This is a genomic window from Shewanella intestini (assembly GCF_018221465.1).
In the GTDB taxonomy this organism is placed as follows: domain Bacteria; phylum Pseudomonadota; class Gammaproteobacteria; order Enterobacterales; family Shewanellaceae; genus Shewanella; species Shewanella intestini.
Genome location: NZ_JAAIKR010000014.1, coordinates 47,229 through 71,904, shown reverse-complemented (window position 1 = coordinate 71,904; position 24,676 = coordinate 47,229). Strand labels below are relative to the sequence as shown.

Below are 24,676 nucleotides of genomic sequence, written 5' to 3'. Positions count from 1 at the left end.
CACATCAGGGGCGATTACCCGCCAAGCCATGATTAAAAATGGCCTTATTTTGGCTGTTTTTGCGTTATTTTGCACCGGCATAGTTGCCCTAGTTAACAGCCTAACAGCTGATAGAATTCAGTTGCAACAACAACAACAGCTGACCCAAACGTTAGCTGAGATTATTCCAACAAATTTGCATGATAATCGGCTGATTGATTACTGTATTTTGGTTCACGATCCCAAACTATTGGGCACAGATAATTCATTGCCAGCTTATATTGCCACCAAAGATAATCGCCCTGTTGCTATGGCCATAGAAACAATCGCACCAGATGGTTATAACGGTGACATTAAAATTGTGATAGGTGTTGATAATAATAATAAAGTACTCGGTGTGCGTACCCTGGCTCAAAATGAAACCCCGGGGCTGGGCGATCAAATAGATACCCGTAAATCAGACTGGGTTAAACAATTTACCAACTGGATTTTTGACATAGATGCCGCGCCGCTCAAAGTAAAAAAAGACGGCGGTACTATTGATCAATTTACCGGTGCTACTATTACGCCAAGAGCCTATGTTGGTGCAATAAATCGCACGCTTAAGTTTGTTGATCAAAACCGAAAACAGCTTTATCTAAGCCCGATTGATTGTGAGGCAAATAATGAGTAATTACAGTGAAATAGCTAAACAAGGCTTATGGTATAACAACCCTGGTCTCGTGCAGTTATTAGGTTTATGCCCTTTGCTTGCGGTGACGGCAACCATTACTAACGCGCTTGGGTTAGGAATTGCTACGCTTGTGGTACTTGTTGGGTCGAATATTTTAGTGTCATTAGTACGTAATTATGTTCCTAAAGAAATCCGAATTCCGGTATTTGTTATGATCATTGCCGCATTAGTGACTTGTGTACAATTATTAGTGAATGCTTATGCCTACGGTTTGTATTTATCGCTGGGTATTTTCTTGCCATTGATTGTGACTAATTGCGTCATTATTGGCCGTGCAGAAGCATTTGCTTCACGAAACAATGTATTGCGCTCTACTTTTGATGGTTTAATGATGGGACTGGGTTTTACTATTGTACTCGTGATACTCGGTGCTGGGCGTGAAATATTAGGACAAGGCACGTTATTTGCTGGTGCGGATTTGCTACTAGGCGACTGGGCAAGCGCACTCACCGTGCATGTATGGCAAGTTGATACGCCTTTTTTGATTGCCATGTTACCGCCGGGAGCCTTCATTGGGATGGGACTGTTAATTGCCCTTAAAAATATTATTGATAGCAGCATCAAAGCTCGCCAGCCTAAGCCACAAGTTGAATCAATTGCCAGAGCAAGAATAACAAAAGTCGGTTAATAGCCCGACGGTAACGGCATACTAGAGGTGATCACATGCCTCTGCTATTGCTGTTACCGCAGTCTTTCTTTACCCAGACATAGAGTTAATAATAATGAATAACAAAAAGCGCTATGACATACTCACTCGCCTAAGAGACAACAACCCAAAGCCCGAAACAGAGCTAAATTTTTCAAGTCCATTTGAGTTATTAGTGGCAGTCACCTTGTCTGCCCAAGCAACCGATGTTAGCGTCAATAAAGCCACCGACAAGTTATTTCAAGTGGCGAACACCCCGCAAGCTATTTTTGATTTAGGTGTCGATGGCCTAAAAAGTTATATTAAAACCATTGGGTTATATAACAATAAAGCGGTTAACGTTATTAAAGCCTGTGAAATGCTCATTAACCTTCATCAAGGTAAAGTGCCACAAAACCGAGAGGCACTTGAAGCCTTACCCGGTGTGGGAAGAAAAACGGCCAATGTGGTACTTAATACCGCCTTTGGCTGGCCGACTATTGCTGTTGATACCCATATTTTTAGAATGGCCAACCGCACAAAGTTTGCCATGGGCAAAAATGTTGACCAAGTAGAAGAAAAAATGCTTAAAGTCACCCCAGCAGAGTTTAAAGTGGATGTACATCACTGGTTTATTCTCCACGGCCGTTATACCTGTTTAGCAAGGAAACCACGCTGTGGTAGCTGCTTGATTGAGGACCTTTGTGAGTTTAAAGATAAAACTGAGTAAACATCTGCTTAGGACGAACAACGAACGGGTGAGCGAAAAATTCATGCTCAACATCAAAAGTACCTCACTCCAATCACATTCAGGCCTTATCATCATGTCATGACTGCAAGGTCATTAATAACGTCTACTTATTGACGTTATAGTCATATCCATTACGCTTTGTGATTAAAAATTATTATCTTGTTATCCTAAACATAAAAACAGCATGAATCATCAAAAGCGTCGGCGTTGTCTTTAACAATTTCACTTATAGTGTGCTTATCTTCGAGTAAACCTGTATTTGTTCATAAATTAACCACAATTAAATCAAAGTATTAACTATTTTTGTCAATGTCATAGATTTCATAGATTTCATAGATTTCATAGATTTCATAGATTTCATAGAAATGATAAGTATTGGTTTAATTGATTGTGTCGATTAATTTAACAGAAAAACCTTTTATCTTTTATTTTAAAGACGTCCTAACCTTTTCTTTTTTAATCTGTTCATAAACATATGCATAATTAAGTAACTTTTGCTCGCTCATCGCTTCAGCGGTAAAAGACAAACCGACTGGCATACCGTGTACATCTCCCATAGGTAAGGTCAAATGGGGGTAACCTGCAATCGCTGGGTATGTCGAAAAATAACCTTTGTAGTTATCGCCATTGAGCAAATCAATTTTCCACGCCGGCGTTAGCGTTGCTGTCATCAAAATATCGATATTATTGTCTTTGATGAGTTTATCTATCCCCTGCTCACGTGTTGCAGTTTTTATTCTCGAAAGTGCCTCTATGTACTGACTCTCTGTCAAAGGCCCTTTCATTTGCGCGTTATCAAATTTTTCTTGTAGAAAATATTGCATTTCAGTTTCTTTATTTCGCTGATTAAACTGAATAATTTTTTCTAGCGTTAACTGATTGTTCTTGTTTGGCAGTTTAGAAAAGTATTGATTCAGGCCAGCTTTGAATTCATAAAGCAAAACCTCATAGCTGTCTTGATAAAATCCATTGTATGGATGAGTGCTGAGCCCTTCGACTAAAATAGCCCCTTGATTTTGAAATTGCTGTTTCACTTGTTCAAACACTCGATTCACGCCCTCATGGGCAAGTGCGCTAGAATACAAAATGCCAATACGTTTACCTGCCAAGCTAAATGTTGTATTTGGTATAGATATACTTAACGGTGTGTCTTTTAACCGTTCAGTGGCTTTATCTTGCGCGTCGACACCCGTCATTGCATTCATAATAATCGCCGCATCTGTGACATTTTTAGTCATTGGACCTGCGGTATCTTGCGTATAAGAGATTGGTACGATTCCCATGCGACTGACACTGCCTACAGTAGGTTTAAGGCCGACAATGCCATTTGCTGAAGCAGGGCAAGTCATAGACCCATTCGTTTCGGTGCCAATAGCAGCAACACTCATATTTGCCGCAACGACAGCACCAGAGCCAGAGCTTGAACCGCAAGCAGTGCGCGTCATATCATGTGGATTGCGAGTTTGCCCTCCAACAGCGCTCCAGCCAGATGACGACCTGTTTGAGCGAAAATTAGCCCATTCACTTAAGTTTGTTTTTCCAAGAATAATAGCACCTGCCGCCTTTAGCTTTTTAACTAAAGTCGCATCCCTTTTGGTAAAGTTATCTGCAAGTGCCAAAGAGCCTGCGGTAGTGGCCATCTGTTGGGTTTCGATATTGTCTTTAATTAAAATAGGAATGCCATGAAGCGGTCCACGTACATCACCTGCCGCTCTTTGTGCATCAAGTGAGCGCGCAATGCTAATGGCATTAGGGTTGACGGTAATAACAGCGTTAAGTTCTGGATTTTTAATTGCTATTTGTTTTAAATAAAATTTTGTTAACTGTTGAGCTGTGAGCTTATCTGTTGCCATTAACTGCTGTAATTCTAGAATGTTTAAATTGCTTGTCACTTTATCCATTTGTTGATATTGGGATGTCTGCGAGTTGTCGTCAGATGCCTTTCGTTTTGGTGGTTGATTAGTACCAACTGACTGACAACCGGAAATAGCAAACACAAATAATAGTAGGCTGGCAAATAATAAAACGTCACTTTGCTGTACATGAGCTAAATTAATCTTTCGAGCGATAAAGCGATTCATTGTCGTGTCCCTTTAATGGAAGAATGGGCAATAAGGTCATTTTCTTTTGTGCTAATCACTACAATTGACGAATGATGGTGATGCATTTTATTCACTTATTGTTCCAAGGTGGTCATCCCCATATTGAATAGAATAAACGAGTAAATGTCTGCATATAGGTCGATTGTTTTGGCAACGGGAATACCCGCTCCATGGCCTGCATTAGTTTCAATTCGAATTAACACGGGATCATGACTGCCTTGCTTAGCTTGAAGCTCTGCAGCAAACTTAAATGAGTGAGCAGGAACAACACGATCATCATGATCTGCCGTAGTGATCATTGTTGCAGGGTAATTCACTCCATCTTTGACATTATGTAGTGGTGAATAGTCTTTTAAATATTCGAACATTTCTTTACTTTGCTCAGACGTGCCATAGTCGTACGCCCAGCCAGCACCCGAAGTAAACTTATGATATCTAAGCATGTCTAATACACCTACCGCCGGAATTGCGACCTGCATCAAATCGGGTCGTTGCGTCATTACCGCCCCAACAAGTAAGCCGCCATTAGAAACACCATTGATGGCCAAATAGTCGCTTGAAGTATATTTTTCTGCGATTAAGTACTCAGCAGCTGCAATAAAGTCATCGAATACATTTTGCTTGTTAAATTGAATCCCCGCGTGATGCCACTTTTTACCGTATTCGCCACCTCCACGTATATTCGCGACAGCGTATATACCACCTAACTCCATCCACACGGCATCTATAGGGCGATATCGTGGTGTTAAGCTAGTGTTAAAGCCACCATATGCATATAGCAACGTAGGATTTTTTCCATTAAGCGCTACGCCTTTTTTGTAGGTTATAATCATTGGTACCGAGGTACCGTCTTTCGATTTGAAAAAGACTTGTTTAGATTCAAAAGCGTCGCTATTAAATGTAGAACCAGACTTTTTATAGACTTCGCTTAGACCATTTTCTGGATTGTAACTATAAATGGTTGGCGGCGTTTTATAGTTATTAAAGGAGTAATAAAGGGTTTTATCATCTTCTCTACCTTGTATTGAGCTTGTATTTCCAACCCCTGGCAATGCTAAAGTACGTACTTTGTTGCCTTCGTAGTCATATTGATAAACTTTAGAAATCCCATCCACCATATATTCAGTAAAGAAAAAGCCACCCGCTTTCGATATTGACAATACATGTTCAGTTTCAGGGATGAGATCTTGCCAGTGTTCGGATCCTGGGGATGTTGCGTCAACGACCACAACTTTTTTGTTAGGTGCATTTAAGTTAGTGACAAAGTAAAGCGTGTCACCTTCACTGTCGATGAGGTCTGTGTCTGCATCAAAATTGTTTCTTAAAGTCATTAGTGGACTGTTTGGCTTGGTTAAATCTTTCAAGTACAGGTCGTTACCTGAGGTTGACATTGCGCCATTAATTAACAAATAACGGTCATCTTTAGTTACGCGACCCACAACATAACGGTGCTTCTGTTGTGGTGTATCACCATATATAACAAGATCATCTTTTTGTACTTGCCCTAATTTGTGATAAAACAAACGATGTTGATCTGTTTTAGCTGACAATTCACTGCCTTTGGGCTTTTCATAACTTGAGTAGTAAATCCCTTCGTTTTTGTACCAAGAAATTGCAGAAAATTTAATATTTTCTAATGGTGCTTCTAATTGCTTTTTCGTTTCAACATCAATGATGAATATTTTGCGCCAATCACTGCCACCTTCTGATATAGCATAAGCGGCCAATGAGCCGTCTTTAGAAAAGCTGACATAACTTAGTGAAGTCGAACCATCTTCACTGAATTGGTTTGGGTCTAAAAAAACGTCTGCTTTACCATTTTCTTTTTGTTGATATAAAACAAACTGGTTCTGTAAACCATCGTTTTTATAAAAATAGGTATACTCGCCTTCTTTAAATGGTGCGCTAACTTTTTCATAGTTCCATAGCGTACTAAGACGTTTTTTGATTGAGTCACGATAAGGAATTTGTGCTAAATAATTAGCAGTTACAGTGTTCTGAGCATTTACCCAATTGGCTGTTTCCTGGCTTAAGTCGTCCTCTAACCAGCGGTAAGGATCAGCAACTTTTTCGTCAAAATAGCTATCAACAACCTTGCTTTTCACTGTTTGAGGGTAAAGAAGGTGTTCATTGACATCAGCCGATTTTACTTTAAACGAAGTTGGTGTATTTAGTGTGTTTTCCATGCAACCGGTAGTGAGTGCACAAAATACGAAGGCGCTGATGAATAGATTCATTGTATTTTTCATTATGGTTCTCGACTGCGCTCAATGATGAAACAGGGTAAATAATTTTTTACACATTATTAGACGCAACCAACACTTAATGTGTTGATTGCACTAATAAAATATAATCAATTATGATAGATGGATTAAAAGTTGTAATTAAGACCGGCGTAATAACTACGACCTAATAGCGAGTAATTTTGAGGTCCCCACGCTGTCCATGGGTGATCTAACCAGGTTTTATCAGCCACATTATTCACCCCTGCATACACGTTAAGAGAGGAATTGATATCATAGCCAACCCACAAATTATGAACGATAGAATCTTCAACCTCTAACTTTTCATAAAGCTCTTCAGAAACATCATCGGTATGATCCCCCCCTTCTGTAAATTTAGTTGTCCATCGGGCACTTAAATCATTCAAACGGTAAGTAAGTAAAAGATCGGCTTTTATTTCCGGTGAAGCGAACAAACCTAAGTAGTCATACTCTTCTAACTCTTCGGTGAGGTAATTATATTGTGAATAAGACTTCTCTAATTGTCGTGTTCCCATCAGGTTTACATTTAAAGAACCGGCAGAGCCCATCTCGTATAAATACGATACTTCTACATCATAGCCTTTACGCACCGCTCTATCTGCATTGATGGCAGTATCATAAACATAATTTACGTGACCATCGGCTTCACGGGAAACTAATCCACAAAAATCATTATCAATTGTTTCTGAGTCGACGCAGTTGCTTAACATCGTTGATGCGCCAAAGTTAACGATCATGTCGGTTAAGTCTATGTCGTAATAGTCAACAGACACCCTTAAGTTTTCAATAAAGGTTGGTTGAAATACAAAGCCTGCAGAAAAGGTCGTTGCTTCTTCCTCTTTCAAGTCTGGGTTGCCCCCACTTCTAACTTGGCCCGTTGCGCCTACAAGGTTTGATTGCCAACCGTCTTCAATGCCAAGTGCTCTGCAATTGATTTCACGACGGCCATCGGCAGGACCACCTGTAATTTGTTCAATATCACAAGGGTCTATTAAATTTTCAAAGCCAATGGTTTCACCATTAAATAATTCTCCTAGCTGTGGTGCTCTTGTTGCTTTTGAATAAGTTGAACGAAAGCGAACACTGTCATTAATTGCCCAGTTTAGACCTAGCTTTGAACTAATAAAACTTGAAGATTCAGTAGAATATGATGCAGAGCGCACAGCACCTTCAATTTCCAAGTTTTTAACGAAAGCGACGTCACTGACAAGAGGGACTAAAATTTCACCATAAATTTCTTGAATATTACGGCTTTTATCATCAACCGGTGACTTAAGCGTCCCGTCTAAATTACCACTGTTCCATAGTGCTGCAGGTTGATAATCTAAACTTTCATAGCGAAAATCAACACCGGCTGTGACTTGAACATAACCGGCAGGAAGTTCAAAAAGTTCACCTGAAATATTGGCTGCAAAACTGTGATTTTTAACATTAGTTTCTGCTGAACTGTCCGACAAAATATAATCTAGAAAATCTTGTGAGGCCGGTCCAAAAGGATTGTACGCTGGACAAGTACCAGTATCTTGACATTCGCCTATTGCACTAAATGAGTTTGCATCGTAGCGGTCAGTTCTAACGTAATTGGTGACTTCTAAATCACTTTTAGTCAAACCCGTTGATACGTAAACATCCCAGCTCCAATTGTGATTAATGGAACCTTCAAGCGTTAAGCTGGTGGCAAAAAACGTTCTGTCAGTAGAGTGACCGCGAGCACCAGCGGTGTAAAATGTAGGTTGAATGAAAAGCCAGTCATTTGCGCCAAATTGATCAGAAACGGATTGTGGTACATCAATGCCATACCACTCTAAGTAACTAAGTTGAGTCCAAGCACTTGAATATGCTGGATCGACTTTATCTTCAGATTCAGACTTTGAAAACATAACATCAGCCGACAAGCTGATATCGTCAAATTCATAGTTTAATTGAGCGTATGCATTCATTCTTTTATATGGGCTTACCGCTAAATTGTAGCTATGCGGATCATAGCCGCTGCCATCTTTAGTGATCCACCCTGCGTCGACTTGATCAGCGGGTGTACTTAATACCGTATTGCCCTGCTCATCTACTTGATAATAATTGCCTGTATTATAATCAAGTATCGGTAATGTTCTGTTATCTGAACTCCAATAGGCATAGCCTAAATCATGGCCAATAATATTGTCGAAAATGCCATCATCGGGCCCCGTGTCTTCAGGGTTTTTAATGTAACGTGTATGGTTCGCTGCACCAGGTCGTTCTGAATAAGGCAGTGCTTCTTGGTTGAAAAAATCAACTGAACCGCTGATGTTACCGCGTTTATCATCAAAATTAAAACCGTGCGTCAATGTAAAAGATTGCGTCTCACCACCTCCTGCTTCGGTCGTGCCGGCTTGTGTGCGAAATGATGTCCCTTCGTAGTCTTTTTTCAAAATAAAATTAACAACACCTGCAATAGCATCTGAGCCGTAAACGGCAGAGCCGCCACCGGTCATTATTTCTACACGTTCAATAAGCTCAGATGGAATGACACCGATATCGGTGATCATAATGTTATCGTCAGTGGTCATTGGTGTTGGGCGTTTACCATTAACTAAGTTTAATGTTCTTGTTACACCTAAATCGCGAAGGTTAGGGGCATTAAGACCTGAATTACCAAATGAGTAGTTACCTGTTGTCGAGTCAAAGCCTTGTGAAAACTGAGGCATTGAAGATAAAAGGTCGTTAATATTGAGTGCTCCAGTCATTTGAATTGTTTCAGCATCAACAGTCGTCGTTGGGCTTGGTGCATCAAATGTGCTTCTTGTTAATCGGGAGCCGGTTACTTCAATTTTTTCAACCGTTTCTTCTTTTGCGTCACTTTCTTCAGCATTGACGGTTGAGGTAGTTGTAAATAATGCAGCGAATAAAGTAGCTAATATCGTCTTTTGTGTTTTCACGTTGTTTCTCTTTTTATTAGATATTTCAACGTTATTCTCGATACTAACCCGAATAACGCCCCTATCAGAGATCTCCGCAATTAGTCCAGAATCATTTAATAAAAGATCTAGCGCTTCCTTGATGGAATAGTTACCACTAACGGCTTTGGCCGTTCTGGATTCAGCAATATCGTATGGAAAGATAAGTAATGCTTCTGTTTGCTTAGCTAACAAATTGAGTGCTTGAGCAGCATTAGCTTGAGGGATATTCACAAAATACAGCTGAACGTTTATATTATTACTTACGTTTGTTTGGCTTTGAACATACATCGGTACGCACAGTGTCCAAATAAACAGTGCCCAAACGCCCAGTTTTTTATGCCATCCCTTACTTCTACTTTGCATACGAAATACCCGCTACCATTTATTATAAATTATGCTTGATTGCGATCTCGTCACTATTGGGACAAATGAGAGACTAAATACCGAAGCAAAGATTTAATTTTTTTTATTGAAATAGCTAAACTACATTCAAAAGACTTAAGACCAAATGAATCTAAGGCTTCAAAATTTAAACGTCGACATTTTTACCTGCATTAATTAACACTACCGTTAACACTACCGTTAACACTACTTTTATTTCTTGGCACTAATTTCTATTCGTCTGTTTTTTAATCTTGTAATATTTAGGCCGAAGTTAAATTCAAGTGTATCGAACAAACTTTCCAAATCGCCAATTTTAAACTGGCCGCCTATTCTAATTTTTTTCAATTCTGGGTCGATAATTTCAATTTCAACAGGGCTGTAGCGACTAATTTCCGCAACAACTTCATCAAGTGTATCTCCTGTGAAAACAACAAAACCTTGTCGCCAGCTGTCTCGACGTTGTCGTTCTTTATCGTCCATGGCTTCAACTTTAACTCTAGATGCCTTGACATCGCTACGGTGAGAAACAAACATAGTCGCACCTTCACCCGCTTCTAAAATGCCAAATTGCTTGACTGGAATCGCTAGATAAAGTGCAGGGTCTTGCTGGTTTTGAGCATCAAGTGAACGGGTATCGTCTATTGACTGGGCCACTTGTGCGGTTGTATTAAGTTCAGCTAATTCAACTTTTCCTTCTGTAACTAATACTTCTACGTCTTCTTTACGCAGGTAAACTGTAAATGCAGTGCCTAATGCCTCTACTCGTCCTTTACCAGCGAAAACCCTAAAAGGCCGCTGTTTATTTTTAGCCACCTCAAAGTGTGCTTCACCTTGAATGAGATGGATATTGCGAAATCCCTCGGTGTAATCCACTTTTATTCGACTATTGGTATTTAACACAACCGTTGAGCCATCTTGTAAAGGAATAGAAGTATGTTTACCTATCGCTGAAGCGTAGTAACCGTTCGAACTTTCGATGTCTTCACCAAAGAACGCTATCGGAAGCAGCAATTGCTGCAACATCAACATGAAGCCCATCATACTTGCTGCTACCCCCCATGAGCGACCTGATAATAGGGTGCGTTTTATCACAGGTGCTTTGGGCTCTGGTTTAACAAGTGGAATGTTAAGCTCTGTTAAAATAAGCAAGTTATTGGTAAACACATTGAGGCTTTTAATTTCTTGGGCATGTGCAGGGCTTCGACTCATCCACTGCTTGAGTGCCTGTAATTCATCGTCAGTAGGCTCGATATCGGAATCAAGTTTTACTAACCATTCGACAGCCTCTTGTTCAATGACTTCTTTGTTAAAGGGATGCTTTGATGGAAACGCTAAAATGTTTTTCATATTTTCCTCCCTTTTTGAGAGCGTTGGGTATTTTGCCAATCATCATTGGTTAGTCCCTCAATTTTTTGCTTATTTCTAACAAACTCCCGACATTTTAACGTCCCTTTTTGCAAATGCATTTCTACGTTTCGCAGCGATACACCCAACACCTCAGCTATTTCACGTTGTTTTAAACCATGTACTCTACGAAGTAAAAATACTCTACGGCATGTTTGCGGAAGTGCAGCGACTGCATCACAATAAATCCCTAACGATTGCTCAGCTTCAACTTCGCTCTCCACAGTTGTGCTTGACGCCATGGAGACGGAGTCATCGCATTCTTCAAGGTATTCAGTGATTTTATTTGATTTCTTGGTTAGCTCATTAACTGCGATATTTTTGGCGATGGTAAAAAGATAAGATTTAGGATGCTCGATAGCTTTTACTTGTTCTGCACAGTAAGCCTTAAGGTAGGCTTGCTGTGCAACATCTTCAATATCTTGTTGAGAGTGTAAAAATCGTCTAAGAAAATGTTTGATAAAGGTGCTGTTTTCAATAAATGCGCGGGTAACCACAGAGAGCTTCTTCCGTGAATCTTGAGTCATATTGTCGCCTACTAGGTCTATTTTAGAGCTAAAAATCGAACTTAATCCATCATAACAACTTCAAATAGAAATACCGAAGCTTTAAATGCAATTTTTTTACATTATTTTCACAAACAACATACATTTTGTTTTTTTGCTAGGACAGTAGATAGCGATAATGCAAATGACTGAAGGTGTTGCGCTGACTGAGTATAACGTAGATGCACATCACTGATTTATTCTCCACGGCCGTTATACCTGCTTAGCAAGGAAATCACACAGTGGTAGGGAGTTGATTGAGGCACGATGTGAGTTTAAAGATAAAGCATCCCTTGCAGATGCATTTTCCTTGGCCAAATTTATGCCATAAAAAAAGCCGCAATGGCGGCTTTTTATAATTTTGAATCCTAAAAGATTCAGTTGTTAGATTTAAAACATTGATACAAAGAATATGCTAAAAAACAGTGCAATTGCGACAGTAATGCCTAGAGCCATTTTTAGTTCGGTTGTCATTTTTATTGTCTCCATTTAATATTGTTAAATAATAACCATTCGAACCTATATTCCTATCTTTAGTGGGAATAAATGTGAACTTAAACATGGTTTTTATTATAAACAACAGCCAACCTACTCCTTTAAAACCAACAGCATTAATTAACTAATAAAGAAGCCTACTATGTCACAACTACTGCACACTATGATCCGCGTTGGAAATCTTGAAAAAAGCATTGCTTTTTATACTGACGTACTTGGTATGACGTTATTACGCAAATCTGAAAACCCTGATTATCAATACACCTTGGCATTTGTTGGTTTTGGTGAAGAATCAACAGGGCAAGCTGTCATTGAATTAACCTATAACTGGGGTACTGAAAGTTATGAACATGGCAATGCATTTGGTCATATTGCCATTGGTGTCGATGACATTTATATGAGCTGTAAAGCAATTGCCAACGCGGGTGGTAAGGTTGTGCGTGAACCCGGTCCTGTTGCTGGTGGCACCTCAGAAATTGCGTTTGTTGAAGACCCTGATGGTTATAAGATTGAATTGATTCAACAAAGTGCGGCAATGGATGCGCTGGGTTAATTTAGGCGCTTATTTACATTTTACCCAAAAGTTATACCGACAAAAAAGCCAGCAAATGCTGGCTTTTTATAGGGCTTAAATCAACTTACAGTTTCATTGAGAAACCGGCATAGTATTGACGACCCACTGGGTCAAAGATATCTGGTGATGTACCACCATCAGAGCCACTGACTACGCGTTCAGGTGTTTTATCCGTGAAGTTTTTAACACCTAAAGTCAACGTCATTGCGTCAGTTAAATCGTATGTTCCAACTACGTTATGGTATAACGCTGCGCTTGTTGAATTGTTATAGCCAACATAATCAACTGCAGCGGGTTCGTTCATCGCACCAATTAAACGGTTTGTATAAGCAACAGTCCAATCGCCTGCGCCAGCTTGGACTTTAAAGTTGTTACGAACGCGAGCGTACGCACCAAAGTTGCCATCAATAGTACCAGCATAATCAGTATTATCAGTTTCGTGCTCAATTAAGTAAGTGGTATCGTTATTCACTTTCCAATCTAAATTAAACGCTTCAAAGTGATAGTTTAGGTTGAAATCTAAGCCTGACGTGTCTTCAGCACCAACATTGGTTAATTGGTTAGTCAAACCAGTCCAATCCCCCTTTTGTGCATTATCAGCAGTGATGTTAATCGTGTCACATGCACCAGTATCACCTGCATAACAACGATTCATATAGTCTTGGGTGTCGATTCTTGAAATAGAATCTTCGACTTTAAAGCGCCAGTAATCAAGCGTTAAGGATAAACCGTCAACAAAGCTTGGTGAATAAACTAAACCAGCCGTGTATGACTCAGATTTTTCAGGTTGAAGATGTTCATCTGAAGTCCAGTTATCAAGAATCTGTGGATCTTTGGCAACGCCTGCAGGGTCTGATAAGTATTCATAAGAACCTGTATTACCGCCATATAGTTCACTTACACTAGGAGCACGGAACCCCGTTGCCGCGACGGTGCGAAGCATTAAATCATCAGTCGCTTCATACGTTAATCCAATTTTCCACGTTGCAGCATGACCGAATGTTGAATAATCATCATAACGTAGAGCAAAGTCACCGTTTAGTTTTTCAGTAAATGGCACGCTCACTTCTTCAAACACAGAGACTACGCTGTAGCTGCCTTTTGTAGGCGCTTGCTGTGCAGACGAGCTATCGCCATTAATAACGACTTGATCAGGTGTTTGGTAGCCACTATCGTGGCGATATTCCGCGCCAATTGAGAATCCAACAGAACCGGCACTAACGTCAAATAAATCACCTGTTAAACTCGCTGATACCGTATGCTGTTCATTACCGCCTTCAGCTTGTTCGTAATAACTTACATCTTGTAAAGTGGCAGCATCAAGGGATTGACCACTCATCCACTGATCAGTATTGGCATAAACTGAAGCACTTAACTTAGTTGCATTGATTGAATTAGCCACATTCGTGTGTGCTTTGTTATAGCCATAAGTATATGAGATATCCCAATCCATGCCGTTATTAACATCGATTGAACCTGCAAGCGCTGTCGAGAGACGTAACGTATCGGTGTCTTGTGAATAACCGCGCGGACCAACATCACTCATACGACGACGATAATTAACACGGCCGGTATCATCAGCTTGAATACCACCAGCGACCATTGCTGGTGTTAAATCCATGCAACCTGCTGATGGGGTATTTTTAGGGTCACAGACATTTAGCATGAGATCGACTGGTTCAGGCGCAAGTTGTTGACCGGATTTACGCTTGGTGTAGATCATATCACCCGTTAAGGTCATGTCTTCACCTATATCTTGTGTCATATTGGCAAACGCACTGTAGCGTTTACTCGGCGTTTGATAATAACTGGTTGTCGTGTAATCGTAGCTTGTGTTGCGATCGACCCAATGGCCAGAGGCATCTTGCACTTTACCACCAAAGCTACCTGAAGGAATAAATGAGCTTTGTCCAGGCTCCGTCCAATCACGGTCAGATTGAATCACTTCATCACGACGTGAATATGCTAGACCAAATGTGTAGTTACCTGAATCAGTGTCTACACCATATAAACCACTAATCTCACCATTTTCGCCATCACCTTTATCACTGGCACCGCCTTTCACATCAAGTTGCAGACCATCGAAATCTTTTTTGGTGATGATGTTAACTACACCAGCAATTGCATCAGAACCATAAACAGCAGAAGCCCCATCTTTTAGAATTTCTACGCGCGCAATCATTGCCACAGGGATTGAATTTAAGTCAACTGCGCTATCGGCACCTGCCCCTGAGTTAACCATTCGCCGACCATTAAGTAACACTAATGTACGTTGTGCGCCCATACCACGTAGATCAACTTGAGCGACACCTTGTGCGCCATTATTTGATGCAGAACCAATAGCATTACCTGCCATAGAGGTTTGTGCTTGCAAAAGCTGATCAACAGAAGTAAAGCCTTCTTCGCTAATGGCTGCAGCATCTAAAACGGTAACAGGTGATGCTGTTTCCATATCTTGACGTTGGATACGTGAGCCAGTAACGGCAATCCGTTCTACATTATTTGCAGATTCATCAGCATTGGCATTAATAGATAAAGTGGTGGTTGCCGCAATAGAAGCGATCAATGCGCTTTTAATGCTTGTGGCCAATAATGTCTTACGGTTCATTTCGATTAAGCTCCCTAGCTTCAAAATATTTTCATCGCGTCTTTTAAGTAAATATACATTTGGACGTCTGCATTGATACTGTATAACCGAGGCTAATTCGTCAAACCCAAAATATTTAACATTAAACGTCTTTTTTGTTAATGAGATTTTCGTATAAGTTAAAATAATTGATTTATATTTATTACTCAGCGCAAAATAATCAACTTACAATAAGTTAATTCGCTAATGGAGAATATTTAAATTCAATTACAGCACAATCAATTGTAACATTTGATACATTTTAAATTTCGAAAATTGAGATATAGATCACAATTGATAGCGGGGATTTTATTTATTAAGCCATGCTCAATAAACAAACTATTAAAGCAGGGTTTAATATAATAAAAAAAACACATAAATCTTTAATAAACAGTATGATACAAAAAACTATGACTAAAAATATATTTTTATAAATAGGAATCATTTTTATTCCACAGGGAAATACATTGTACTCTAACAAGAATAATCAGAATAAAACCAACATATCTCGACGAAAATAAAACAAATAAACCAAATAAAATCAAACTGTAACCATTTGTGACCGTTTAACCATTCAATAAGACATGCATGTAAAAACTCAAAATGTCAGGCATGACGAGTTTTTAAAGTGAGTAGATTGAATAAATATTCATTTAATTTGCTGAGTTAAATTCTCTATAGGGGCATTTATTCGCGAATAATGCTTTATTTCAGATTTTAATTATCGCCACTTCCTACACCATGCCGCGATCAATTAACAACCAAAAATGTTACTGATTAGCGGTTAATTTAAACGCTAGCCAGTAATTAAGTTAAAAGTGATTCATTGAAACCTAAAACAATAATTAATCACGCTATATATTTTAAATAGAAAGTGGAAACATGGGGTTGAATGTAATTTAATGGAAAGAGTTTCGACTTATTACTTAAATAATGTGATTGCTTGATTATTAACTCTTTATTTTTAGAAGACCTTTATTGCCAGCAAGCGGCCATATAGCTGGCAACATTGCATTTAAGTTCATTTCGTCAATGAAGAGCCACGATGGACGATTTCAAAATCTAAAACATGCCTGGCCTGACTGTGAGTGCCATCATAGGGCTCATCAGCAGTTAACACCGATATCGCCACATGTGCCATGTCATCAATGGGCTGCTTCACTGTGGTGATATGTGGCCATACAATTGTGGCCAGTTGCGTATCATCAAAGCCCACAACGGCGACATCGTTTGGCACATTTAGCCCCCGGCTTTGCGCTACAGAAATAGCTGCTGCGGCCATCTCGTCATTAGCGGCAAAAATAGCCGTTGGCCGCAGAGGTAAGTCAAGTAATGCAGCGCTTGCTTGCATGCCTGATTGATAAGTAAAACTGCCATTTATAATATATTCAGGCGCAACGGTGATTTGATTAGAACGCAGCGCATCGAGAAACCCTTGGTATCGAAGCCGACTCACACCTTGCTTTAAATCACCAATAATATGGGCAATTCTGCTATGCCCTGCTTGAATAAGCTGCTCAGTAACATCAAAGGCGGCTTGGTAATCATCCATACAAATATAAGGCGATAAGGTTAAATCACTGTCTGGGGCAATTCTGACAAAAGGCATGTTCACTTGCTTTAAGTACGATAAAATCGCTTTATCATCGCAAACTGGTGGTAATAAAATCATCCCATCCATTTGGGTTTCATCAATTAGCTGCTTGATGGATATCAAGGTATTTTCAATGTCATCATCTGCCTTCTCAACAATCAAGTGATACCCTTTGCTGCGACAACTATGTAATGCGCTCAATAAGAACTGGCTGATATAAGCTTGCGAGGGGTTGTCATACAGTAAACCAATAAAAAACGACTTATTACTGGCTAATCTGCGTGCTGACACATTGGGGCGATATCCCATACTGTTGGCAATAGACAACACCTTTTCCCGGGTTTTAGCACTCACCTTGTCGTCTTGATTCAGTACTCTTGAGACGGTCATCATCGATACGCCAGCGCGTTGAGCGACATCTTTTAAACGTGCCCTTTTTGGATCTACCATTATTTTCCTATCATGATCACAAAATTATTCGTCTGCGCGTTCGCAAAATCAAACACATTTTTGTTAACGCTAACCTATGATGAATATTGTAACTAATATGCAACGGGGATCAATATGCTTGTAGTACATTGTTACACTTGAAAATAATGTCAACACTTACATAGTACAGCTTTATTGACCTCTTTTTAGTCGTATTGCCATTGTTATTAAAAACGTAATTTGATCGACTTCTATCCTTGTAACAAAACAATCTAAATGCTAATCTCCACCCAAAATGTTAGCGCTAACAAAATAACAATTCCTACCTTAATCGGTAGTTCAATTTCAATGAATGGTTATATGGCAGGTGGACTTACTTTATGTTTCTTGGAATCGATTTAGGCACATCAGGTGTCAAAGTGATCATTTTAGACAATCAAGATACCTTGCTGGCCCAAGCAAGCTCAGCGTTGAGCGTATCTCGCCCCTTCCCTTTATGGTCTGAGCAAAATCCACAAGATTGGTGGCAAGCCACTTGTGACGCCATTGACGATATAAAATCCCAACATCCTGAGTTATTAGCTCAAGTCCAAGGGATTGGTTTATCTGGTCAAATGCACGGTGCAACCTTGTTAGATAGCCAAAACAAGGTTATTCGTCCGGCCATATTATGGAATGACGGTCGCAGTGCGCCGCAATGCAAAACGCTTGAACAAAACGAACCAAATAGCCGTAATATTACCGGCAACATTGCGATGCCTGGATTTACCGCACCTAAATTACTATGGGTAAAAGAACACGAACCCGATAATTTCAACCGAGTAGCCAAAGTCTTATTACCGAAAGATTATTTACGCTTATTGATGACTGGTGACTGTGCTTCTGACATGTCGGATTCTGCCGGCACATTATGGTTAGATGTAAAAAATCGCTGTTGGTCAAGTGCAATGTTAGCAGCAACGTCATTAACCGAATCACACATGCCTGCATTATATGAGGGCACAGATATTACAGGGCAACTTTTGCCTAATATTGCCCAGCGCTGGGGAATGCAAAGTGTTCCCGTTGTAGCCGGTGGCGGAGATAACGCCGCAGGCGCTGCTGGTATTGGCGTCATTAATCCTCGACAAGCCTTTTTGTCTTTAGGGACATCCGGGGTGTATTTTGTTGCCAATGAAAGTTACTTACCTAACCCTGATAACGCAGTGCACACTTTTTGCCATTGCATTAATGACACTTGGCACCAAATGTCGGTGGTATTAAGTGCGGCAAGCTGTTTGTCTTGGGTGACCAAATTGGTCGGCTTTGACACCGAAGCGAACTTGATTGCCGCTGTTGAGAAGCTCGATTTTAGTCAACCTTGTGAAGTGCTATTTTTGCCGTATCTGACAGGCGAACGCACCCCCCATAATAACCCAGACGCCAAAGGGGTCTTTTTTGGCCTAGACCATAATACCGATGCCGCTACGCTTGGCCGCGCAGTATTAGAAGGTGTGGCTTTTGCCTTTGCTGACGGTCAACAAGCCTTGCTCGATGCCGGCACAGTGATTGACCAAGTGTCGGTGATAGGCGGTGGTGCTAAAAGCCCTCTTTGGGGCAAAATTTTAGCTAGCGTGTTAAATCGCCCACTAGATTACTGTGAAGGCGGTGAAGTTGGCCCAGCTTATGGCGCGGCAAGGCTGGCACGTATTGGCGTGAACAAACTCCACCCTAACGCGGTTTGCATTGCGGGTACTCACAAATTCAGCATTGAAGTTGACACTCAAATGCATCGCTATTACCAACAGCAATATAAAAAATTTACAGCCTTATATCAGGCGCTTAAATCGCAGTTTTAATCACTGCACCATGTTAAATGTTATCAGTTAGCTTCAAATGGAGTCTCCCATGAGCGAACAGTTTTTCCCAAATGTACAAAAAATCAAATTCGAAGGCGCTGAGTCTACCAATCCTTTTGCTTTTCGTTACTATGATGAAAACCGCATTGTTTTAGGTAAAACAATGAAAGAGCATTTACGTTTTGCGGCCTGTTACTGGCACAACTTCTGCTCGACTGGCTTTGATATTTTTGGCGAAGGCACTTTTGATAGACCGTGGATTCAACCTGTTGGTGATCAGCTGGCATTGGCTGAGCAAAAAGCCAAAGCCGCATTTGAGTTTTTTGAAAAATTGGGCGTGCCATATTTTTGTTTTCACGACACCGATATTGCGCCAGAAGGCGCAACATTAAAAGAGAGTCACGCCAATGTTAACCACATGGCTGATATCTTAGAAGCTGAAATGGCGCGTACCGGTGTGCAGCTACTTTGGGGCACTGCGAACCTATTTTCAAATAAACGTTTCTCAGCAGGCGGCGCAACTAACCCTAACCCGGAAGTCTTTGCTTATGGCGCTGCACAAGTTAAACACGCAATGGAAGTGACTCACCGTTTAGGCGGTCAAAACTATGTACTTTGGGGTGGCCGTGAAGGTTATGACTCATTACTTAATACTGACCTTCGTCAAGAAAGTGAGCAATATGCCCGTTTCTTAAAAATGGTTGTTGAGCATAAACATAAAATTGGCTTTAAAGGCACATTATTAATTGAGCCAAAACCACAAGAGCCAACTAAACATCAATACGACTATGATACTGCAACCGTTGCCGGTTTTTTACATAAGCACGGCTTACAAGACGAAGTAAAAGTCAATATTGAAGGCAACCATGCAACATTAGCAGGCCATAGCTTCCATCATGAAATTGCTGTCGCGTGTGCAGAAGGCATTATGGGCAGTATTGATGCTAACCGTGGTGATATGCAAAACGGTTGGGATACCGATCAGTATCCAAACGATGTGGCAGAATGCACTTTAGTGATGTACGAAATTCTAAAATCAGGTGGATTTAAAACTGGTGGTTTGAATTTTGACACCAAAATGCGTCGCCAATCTTGTGAACGTGATGATATTTTCCATGGCCATATTGGCGGTATGGACACCATGGCAAAATCCTTATTGAATGCGGCAAAACTGATTGAAGATGCCCCATTAGCTGATTTTGTTGACGCACGTTATGCTGGTTGGAAACAAGGCTTAGGTAAAGATATCTTTGATGGCAAACACAGTTTAGAAAGCTTGTCACAAATGGTACTTGCTGAAGATACTAACCCTGTTTCTGTATCTGGTCGTCAAGAAATGCTAGAAAATATCGTTAACCGTTACGTTTAAGCTTATCGTTACTCACTTTTTGTATCGATGATAACTACGAAGCCGTTTAGTCTAAAAAGCCAAATCAATTAGATTTGGCTTTTTTATTACCGCAATACCATTCACTGTTTCGAGCTGTCAGCATCTTAACCATCAAAGTATCCAATACTGCTCAATTCTCTTAATTCAGCACTCTAAATACACAACGTCAACTATCAACTTCGACGTGTAGCTCGTTTAGTTTACGTGATGAAAGCATGTAAAATTTTCCTAACTGGAAATTTAACTGCATACTCAAATGCCCTTAATTAGCCGCTTACACCAGTTGCGGTGAAATCCTATATAACTCACTTGCTATAAATATTAAAGCTGTTAACAATAAGTGACAATATAAAAGATCATTGCATTAGCTAAACTAAACACGCAATAAAGCGTGTTTAGTTGTCGGCAGTTGATATTCGATATCACTAGCTTTGATTGGCACTTAATACTTAGGAGCAGCATGAATATCACCATTGAGTATTGGTATCATGGTTATCGCATTAACAACGTTTCTCTTGTAACGGCTTTGGTGCTTAACCTTATGCTTGCCCCTGTCAGTTTTGCTAACAATAAAATCATTGCCGTACCAGTTTGCGATACCAGCCACTCCCCCACGTTTAATAAGCAAAGTTTACACCTTATTAGCGATGAATTTATGTTTCTTGAAGGCCCGACATGGTCATCAACCGAGCAGAGTTTCTTTTTCTCAGAAATGAATATAAACGGACCTCAAGCGCACGGGCCAGAAGCCAATATTTACCGTTATACACCGCACGAAAGTCCGAAATTGTTTGTCGCCAACAGTGGCAGTAATGGTTTATTAGCCCATAAGGGTAACTTGTTTACCATGAACCACTATTCACGTGGGTTAACGAAAATCAGTTTGAATGATGCACAACATTCACCGCAACAGCTAGTGTCACATTATAAAAATGCGAAATTTAATTCTCCCAATGACTTAATTATGCATAGCAACGGCAGTATCTATTTTACCGATCCAGATTGGCAGTTAGGTAACCGCAAGGCACAACTTCCATTTACTGGCGTGTACAGATTAACTGCCGATGGTGATTTGTCCCTTGTCAGCCACACGTTAATTAAACCTAATGGCATTGCATTATCAGTTGATGAAAGCGTGCTGTATGTGGGCGATGCCAGTAATACCATCCACTTATTTTCAGTTAACAAACAAGGTCAAGTTGGTCAGGCCATTTCAACGATGACAATAAACTCCCCTGATGGCATGGCAATAGATTGTGCGGGTAACTTATATGCGACCAGTCACTCAAGCGGTAAAATCCACATTTTTAATCCCCAATCTGAGCGTCTCGATACACTAGATCTGAAAGTGAATGTCACCAATGTTGCTTTTGGTGGCCAAGATGGCAAAACCTTACTGATCACAACCGCGAAAGGGCTATACCAAATACAAACTCAACTGCCAGGTAAAGGGCAATTTAAATAACAGTTACAATCAGTTTTACCTTGCCAGTGAGCAGATATGAATCAAGCACTGCACAAATAACACCGTAGTGAGATTTAATTAAGGGTGTCTGTGGCAATTTATTGTTATTATTGCGTCATAGCATCTGCAAGCTTTTCTGACTCTCTATTGGCTAGTCATAGAAAATGGTTGCGGCCTTTATTTGAATACTTAGTTGGTACTTAGCATGATAGAACAGCAACAAAATAACCCTTTACACGGTTTAGGGCTCGAAAAAATGGTCACTGAACTGGTCGAATTTTATGACTGGAAAGTATTATATGCTGCGCTGCGTCTAGAATGCTTTAACCTCAACCCAAGCATGCCTGCATGTTTGAAGTTTTTGAAAAAAACGGAATGGGCACGTGAACGTGTTGAAAGCTTTTACTTGTATCGCTTTAAACGTATGCCAAAGGGCAGCGCAACGCAATTTGAATTAAAACCGCGTGAACGCGGTTTTGCTGAAGGGATCCTCCCAAGAAAACCTGAGCCATTAACGGTTGAGTTAGTGGCCCAAATGCGTGAAAAAGCCGCTGCAGATTATCAAGATATGAAAAAGAACAATCGATCTAAACCGCAATACGGTAAAGATAAGCCACGCGCGCAAGACAGTTATGCTCAAAACAGAATTGCGAATAAAAACCGCAAAAAAGCATCACAGGATCCAACGAACCCTTGGGGTAAATAACCTTAGCAAATATTACACCGTTACACTGCTGAACATGAGGCCATTGAGTGACTTGACTCGTGGCTGCAATTGTTACCTTAAGCAGGATATTTTTGCCTTGTCAGCATAACTGTTTGCGCTGTTCTTAGCCCTGTACCAGCATGTAGGTGTATGTGACATCACTTTACCTATTTAGCGTATTATATGAACTAACTCACGATGAAGTAAGCCGTTAAGAGTTGAACTATGATGTTCACATATATCATTAGTTAAATTTGAACCATGGGTATGTTGCTAAGCGAATTATCAACATACCGACTCGATATGCCGCCATTGCACGCATCAATATACGTCTTGTTTTTGGTCATATTTGCGCAATAAGCGTTTCCATTTATAGCCAACCTAGACAAATCTTTGAAAAATGCTCGCCGTTTGAATAACAGATGATTTGTAATACTCAGGCAAAGAGCTAATCACACGCATCACGCCAATGGCTGATGTAATCCCTGCGATGATTAACGCATTTAATTGAGCCTGCAGTGCAAGGTGGTGCAATGAAACGTGCATTTGGGATGGGCAATGCCAACCTTAAACGGCCCGTTTTCGGAAAAATTTTATGCCTTTATTACATACTAAAGGATGCGCACAATGATTAAAAAATCACATGGCGACAGATTTTTTCAGTCATTGTTTAGAAGAAATGCATCATTTAGCCCGTTTTTTTACCCGACTTATATAAAGAGCATAATGGCTAACAACCATAGTGGTATCAACGCCTAGTATTATTTAGCACTAAACGCCCATATTTCACTCACCATGCTGTGTTCTGAGATAAGCTGCAATTACAATGCGAGCCAAGAATCTCTATTGGCTCGGATATCCACTTGAAACTCAGTAAACGCCTTCAAAAAATTCTCTCCATGACCCCACGTGGTTACCAACACATCTGGGATTGTTGTTGTGACCACGGACTGTTAGGTTCAGCCTTGATCGATCATCAAGTTGCGCCGCACATCCATTTCGTCGACATTGTGCCAACCCTCATGGCAAGCGTTAATGCTAAACTGCAACAATTTCATCCATCAGCAAATTGGTCTACGCATTGTATTGATACTGCCGCCCTTCCCCTTGCGCGCTTTGAACGAAATACGAGCCAATGTGATACCAAAACTCAGGCACAACAACTTGTCATAATTGCTGGTGTCGGCGCAGATTTAATGCTCAGCTTTATTAAAGCAATAGCACAGTTACATCCTAAAATCTGTATCGATTTTTTACTTTGCCCTGTTAATAACAGCTTTAGTTTACGCCAAACAATAATCGAGCTTGATTGCCGCTTATATCAAGAAGCATTAATTGAAGAAAATGGCCGCTTTTATGAGCTGTTACTCATCAGTCTTCACCGTGGAAACTTACACAATCCATCATCGGTCAATTTAATAGACGTTTCTGCAGTAGGTGAGAATATGTGGCAGCAAACATCAACAGAAGTGGCCACACGTTATTTAGCTAAAACATTATTGCATTATCAACGATTACAACAAGGAAAGCGTAATAATGTGAGTAAAATAATTGATGCTTATCGTGCGATAAAATTGAGTTAGTGTTCGGCTGCCAACTAAGTAGGTAGGTAAACTTAATAAAGAAAAAAGCGAAAACCCAAAACTCGGGTTTTCGCTGGAAGGGAATGGTCGTGCTATGTACAAATAATTGTCGGTAATGATTTAACCGCCATAAAGCAACAAACATACTTTATTGGGTCATTTAATTTGCTTAAGAGCAAAAATAACTAACTCTTGTTTGGCTAAAACATTATTGGTGACAACGGGTAAGATATTAACTTAGACATCTGAACCG

The 24,676-nt window shown here is 40.2% G+C and carries 16 protein-coding genes; 9 read left to right on the top strand and 7 right to left on the bottom strand.

All coding sequences use genetic code 11. The features are described from left to right. The first annotated feature begins 28 nt into the window (after window positions 1-28). The 3 genes from rsxG (at window position 29) to nth (ending at window position 2,067) form a co-directional block, all read left to right on the top strand. On the top strand, window positions 29-652 hold the full coding sequence (gene rsxG / locus G3R48_RS13540; RefSeq protein ID WP_153665340.1) for an electron transport complex subunit RsxG: 624 nt from the start codon (window positions 29-31) through the stop codon (window positions 650-652). Then, entirely contained in the window at window positions 645-1,340 is a 696-nt protein-coding gene (locus G3R48_RS13535) for an electron transport complex subunit E (RefSeq protein WP_153665218.1), read from the top strand. Before rsxG ends, G3R48_RS13535 begins: the two co-directional genes overlap by 8 nt. Window positions 1,341-1,434: 94 nt before the next feature. Further along, window positions 1,435-2,067 (top strand): endonuclease III, encoded by a 633-nt coding sequence (nth, locus tag G3R48_RS13530; RefSeq protein WP_153665220.1) that lies wholly within the window; start codon window positions 1,435-1,437, stop codon window positions 2,065-2,067. A gap of 446 nt (window positions 2,068-2,513) precedes the next feature. On the opposite strand, the gene G3R48_RS13525 is transcribed toward nth, so the two are convergent. From G3R48_RS13525 to G3R48_RS13505, 5 genes are all read right to left on the bottom strand, one after another. Then, entirely contained in the window at window positions 2,514-4,169 is a 1,656-nt protein-coding gene (locus G3R48_RS13525; protein ID WP_153665222.1) for an amidase, read from the bottom strand. A gap of 95 nt (window positions 4,170-4,264) precedes the next feature. Then, window positions 4,265-6,427 (bottom strand): prolyl oligopeptidase family serine peptidase, encoded by a 2,163-nt coding sequence (locus G3R48_RS13520; protein ID WP_380714586.1) that lies wholly within the window; start codon window positions 6,425-6,427, stop codon window positions 4,265-4,267. Window positions 6,428-6,561: 134 nt separating this feature from the next. Beyond that, window positions 6,562-9,753 (bottom strand): TonB-dependent receptor, encoded by a 3,192-nt coding sequence (locus G3R48_RS13515; RefSeq protein WP_153665226.1) that lies wholly within the window; start codon window positions 9,751-9,753, stop codon window positions 6,562-6,564. A gap of 231 nt (window positions 9,754-9,984) precedes the next feature. Then, window positions 9,985-11,121 carry a FecR family protein gene (locus tag G3R48_RS13510; protein ID WP_153665228.1) on the bottom strand — a complete coding sequence of 379 codons (1,137 nt, stop codon included), beginning with the start codon at window positions 11,119-11,121 and terminating at the stop codon, window positions 9,985-9,987. After that, window positions 11,118-11,705, bottom strand: a complete 588-nt coding sequence (locus G3R48_RS13505) for an RNA polymerase sigma factor (protein ID WP_153665230.1) — start codon at window positions 11,703-11,705, stop codon at window positions 11,118-11,120. The genes G3R48_RS13510 and G3R48_RS13505 overlap by 4 nt, the downstream gene beginning before the upstream one ends. 655 nt (window positions 11,706-12,360) lie before the next feature. Between G3R48_RS13505 and gloA the strand changes: the two genes are divergently transcribed. Further along, window positions 12,361-12,771 carry a lactoylglutathione lyase gene (gene gloA / locus G3R48_RS13500; RefSeq protein WP_153665232.1) on the top strand — a complete coding sequence of 137 codons (411 nt, stop codon included), beginning with the start codon at window positions 12,361-12,363 and terminating at the stop codon, window positions 12,769-12,771. 85 nt (window positions 12,772-12,856) lie between these two features. Here the strand turns inward: gloA and G3R48_RS13495 are convergent, their stop codons facing one another. Both G3R48_RS13495 and G3R48_RS13490 read right to left on the bottom strand, forming a co-directional pair. Then, the gene (locus tag G3R48_RS13495; protein WP_153665234.1) at window positions 12,857-15,400 is read right to left on the bottom strand and encodes a TonB-dependent receptor; all 2,544 of its coding nucleotides are present in this window, start codon (window positions 15,398-15,400) and stop codon (window positions 12,857-12,859) included. Window positions 15,401-16,439: 1,039 nt separating this feature from the next. Next, window positions 16,440-17,462, bottom strand: coding sequence for a LacI family DNA-binding transcriptional regulator (locus tag G3R48_RS13490; protein WP_153665236.1), 1,023 nt, complete (start codon window positions 17,460-17,462; stop codon window positions 16,440-16,442). Between the two features lie 359 nt (window positions 17,463-17,821). On the opposite strand from G3R48_RS13490, the gene xylB reads away from it, so the two are divergent. From xylB to G3R48_RS13465, 5 genes are all read left to right on the top strand, one after another. Continuing rightward, on the top strand, window positions 17,822-19,279 hold the full coding sequence (xylB, locus tag G3R48_RS13485) for a xylulokinase (RefSeq protein WP_153665238.1): 1,458 nt from the start codon (window positions 17,822-17,824) through the stop codon (window positions 19,277-19,279). A gap of 49 nt (window positions 19,280-19,328) precedes the next feature. After that, a complete protein-coding gene (gene xylA / locus G3R48_RS13480; protein WP_153665240.1) occupies window positions 19,329-20,648 on the top strand; it encodes a xylose isomerase in 1,320 nt (439 codons plus the stop codon). A gap of 481 nt (window positions 20,649-21,129) precedes the next feature. Further along, window positions 21,130-22,134 carry an SMP-30/gluconolactonase/LRE family protein gene (locus G3R48_RS13475; protein ID WP_153665242.1) on the top strand — a complete coding sequence of 335 codons (1,005 nt, stop codon included), beginning with the start codon at window positions 21,130-21,132 and terminating at the stop codon, window positions 22,132-22,134. A 205-nt stretch (window positions 22,135-22,339) separates the two neighbouring features. Continuing rightward, window positions 22,340-22,840 (top strand): VF530 family protein, encoded by a 501-nt coding sequence (locus tag G3R48_RS13470; protein ID WP_153665244.1) that lies wholly within the window; start codon window positions 22,340-22,342, stop codon window positions 22,838-22,840. An 863-nt stretch (window positions 22,841-23,703) separates the two neighbouring features. Continuing rightward, on the top strand, window positions 23,704-24,423 hold the full coding sequence (locus G3R48_RS13465; RefSeq protein ID WP_153665246.1) for a tRNA (adenine(22)-N(1))-methyltransferase: 720 nt from the start codon (window positions 23,704-23,706) through the stop codon (window positions 24,421-24,423). Window positions 24,424-24,676 lie beyond the last annotated feature (253 nt).

Bases quoted from the DNA above. Each gene is read 5' to 3' on its own strand.
- G3R48_RS13495 (WP_153665234.1), bottom strand. From the start codon at position 15,400: ATGAACCGTAAGACATTATTGGCCACAAGCATTAAAAGCGCATTGATC.
- rsxG (WP_153665340.1), top strand. From the start codon at position 29: ATGATTAAAAATGGCCTTATTTTGGCTGTTTTTGCGTTATTTTGCACC.
- G3R48_RS13510 (WP_153665228.1), bottom strand. From the start codon at position 11,121: ATGAAAAACATTTTAGCGTTTCCATCAAAGCATCCCTTTAACAAAGAA.
- G3R48_RS13490 (WP_153665236.1), bottom strand. From the start codon at position 17,462: ATGGTAGATCCAAAAAGGGCACGTTTAAAAGATGTCGCTCAACGCGCT.
- xylA (WP_153665240.1), top strand. From the start codon at position 19,329: ATGAGCGAACAGTTTTTCCCAAATGTACAAAAAATCAAATTCGAAGGC.
- G3R48_RS13525 (WP_153665222.1), bottom strand. From the start codon at position 4,169: ATGAATCGCTTTATCGCTCGAAAGATTAATTTAGCTCATGTACAGCAA.
- nth (WP_153665220.1), top strand. From the start codon at position 1,435: ATGAATAACAAAAAGCGCTATGACATACTCACTCGCCTAAGAGACAAC.
- xylB (WP_153665238.1), top strand. From the start codon at position 17,822: ATGTTTCTTGGAATCGATTTAGGCACATCAGGTGTCAAAGTGATCATT.
- G3R48_RS13535 (WP_153665218.1), top strand. From the start codon at position 645: ATGAGTAATTACAGTGAAATAGCTAAACAAGGCTTATGGTATAACAAC.
- G3R48_RS13475 (WP_153665242.1), top strand. From the start codon at position 21,130: ATGAATATCACCATTGAGTATTGGTATCATGGTTATCGCATTAACAAC.
- G3R48_RS13505 (WP_153665230.1), bottom strand. From the start codon at position 11,705: ATGACTCAAGATTCACGGAAGAAGCTCTCTGTGGTTACCCGCGCATTT.
- G3R48_RS13515 (WP_153665226.1), bottom strand. From the start codon at position 9,753: ATGCAAAGTAGAAGTAAGGGATGGCATAAAAAACTGGGCGTTTGGGCA.
- G3R48_RS13470 (WP_153665244.1), top strand. From the start codon at position 22,340: ATGATAGAACAGCAACAAAATAACCCTTTACACGGTTTAGGGCTCGAA.
- G3R48_RS13520 (WP_380714586.1), bottom strand. From the start codon at position 6,427: ATGAATCTATTCATCAGCGCCTTCGTATTTTGTGCACTCACTACCGGT.
- gloA (WP_153665232.1), top strand. From the start codon at position 12,361: ATGTCACAACTACTGCACACTATGATCCGCGTTGGAAATCTTGAAAAA.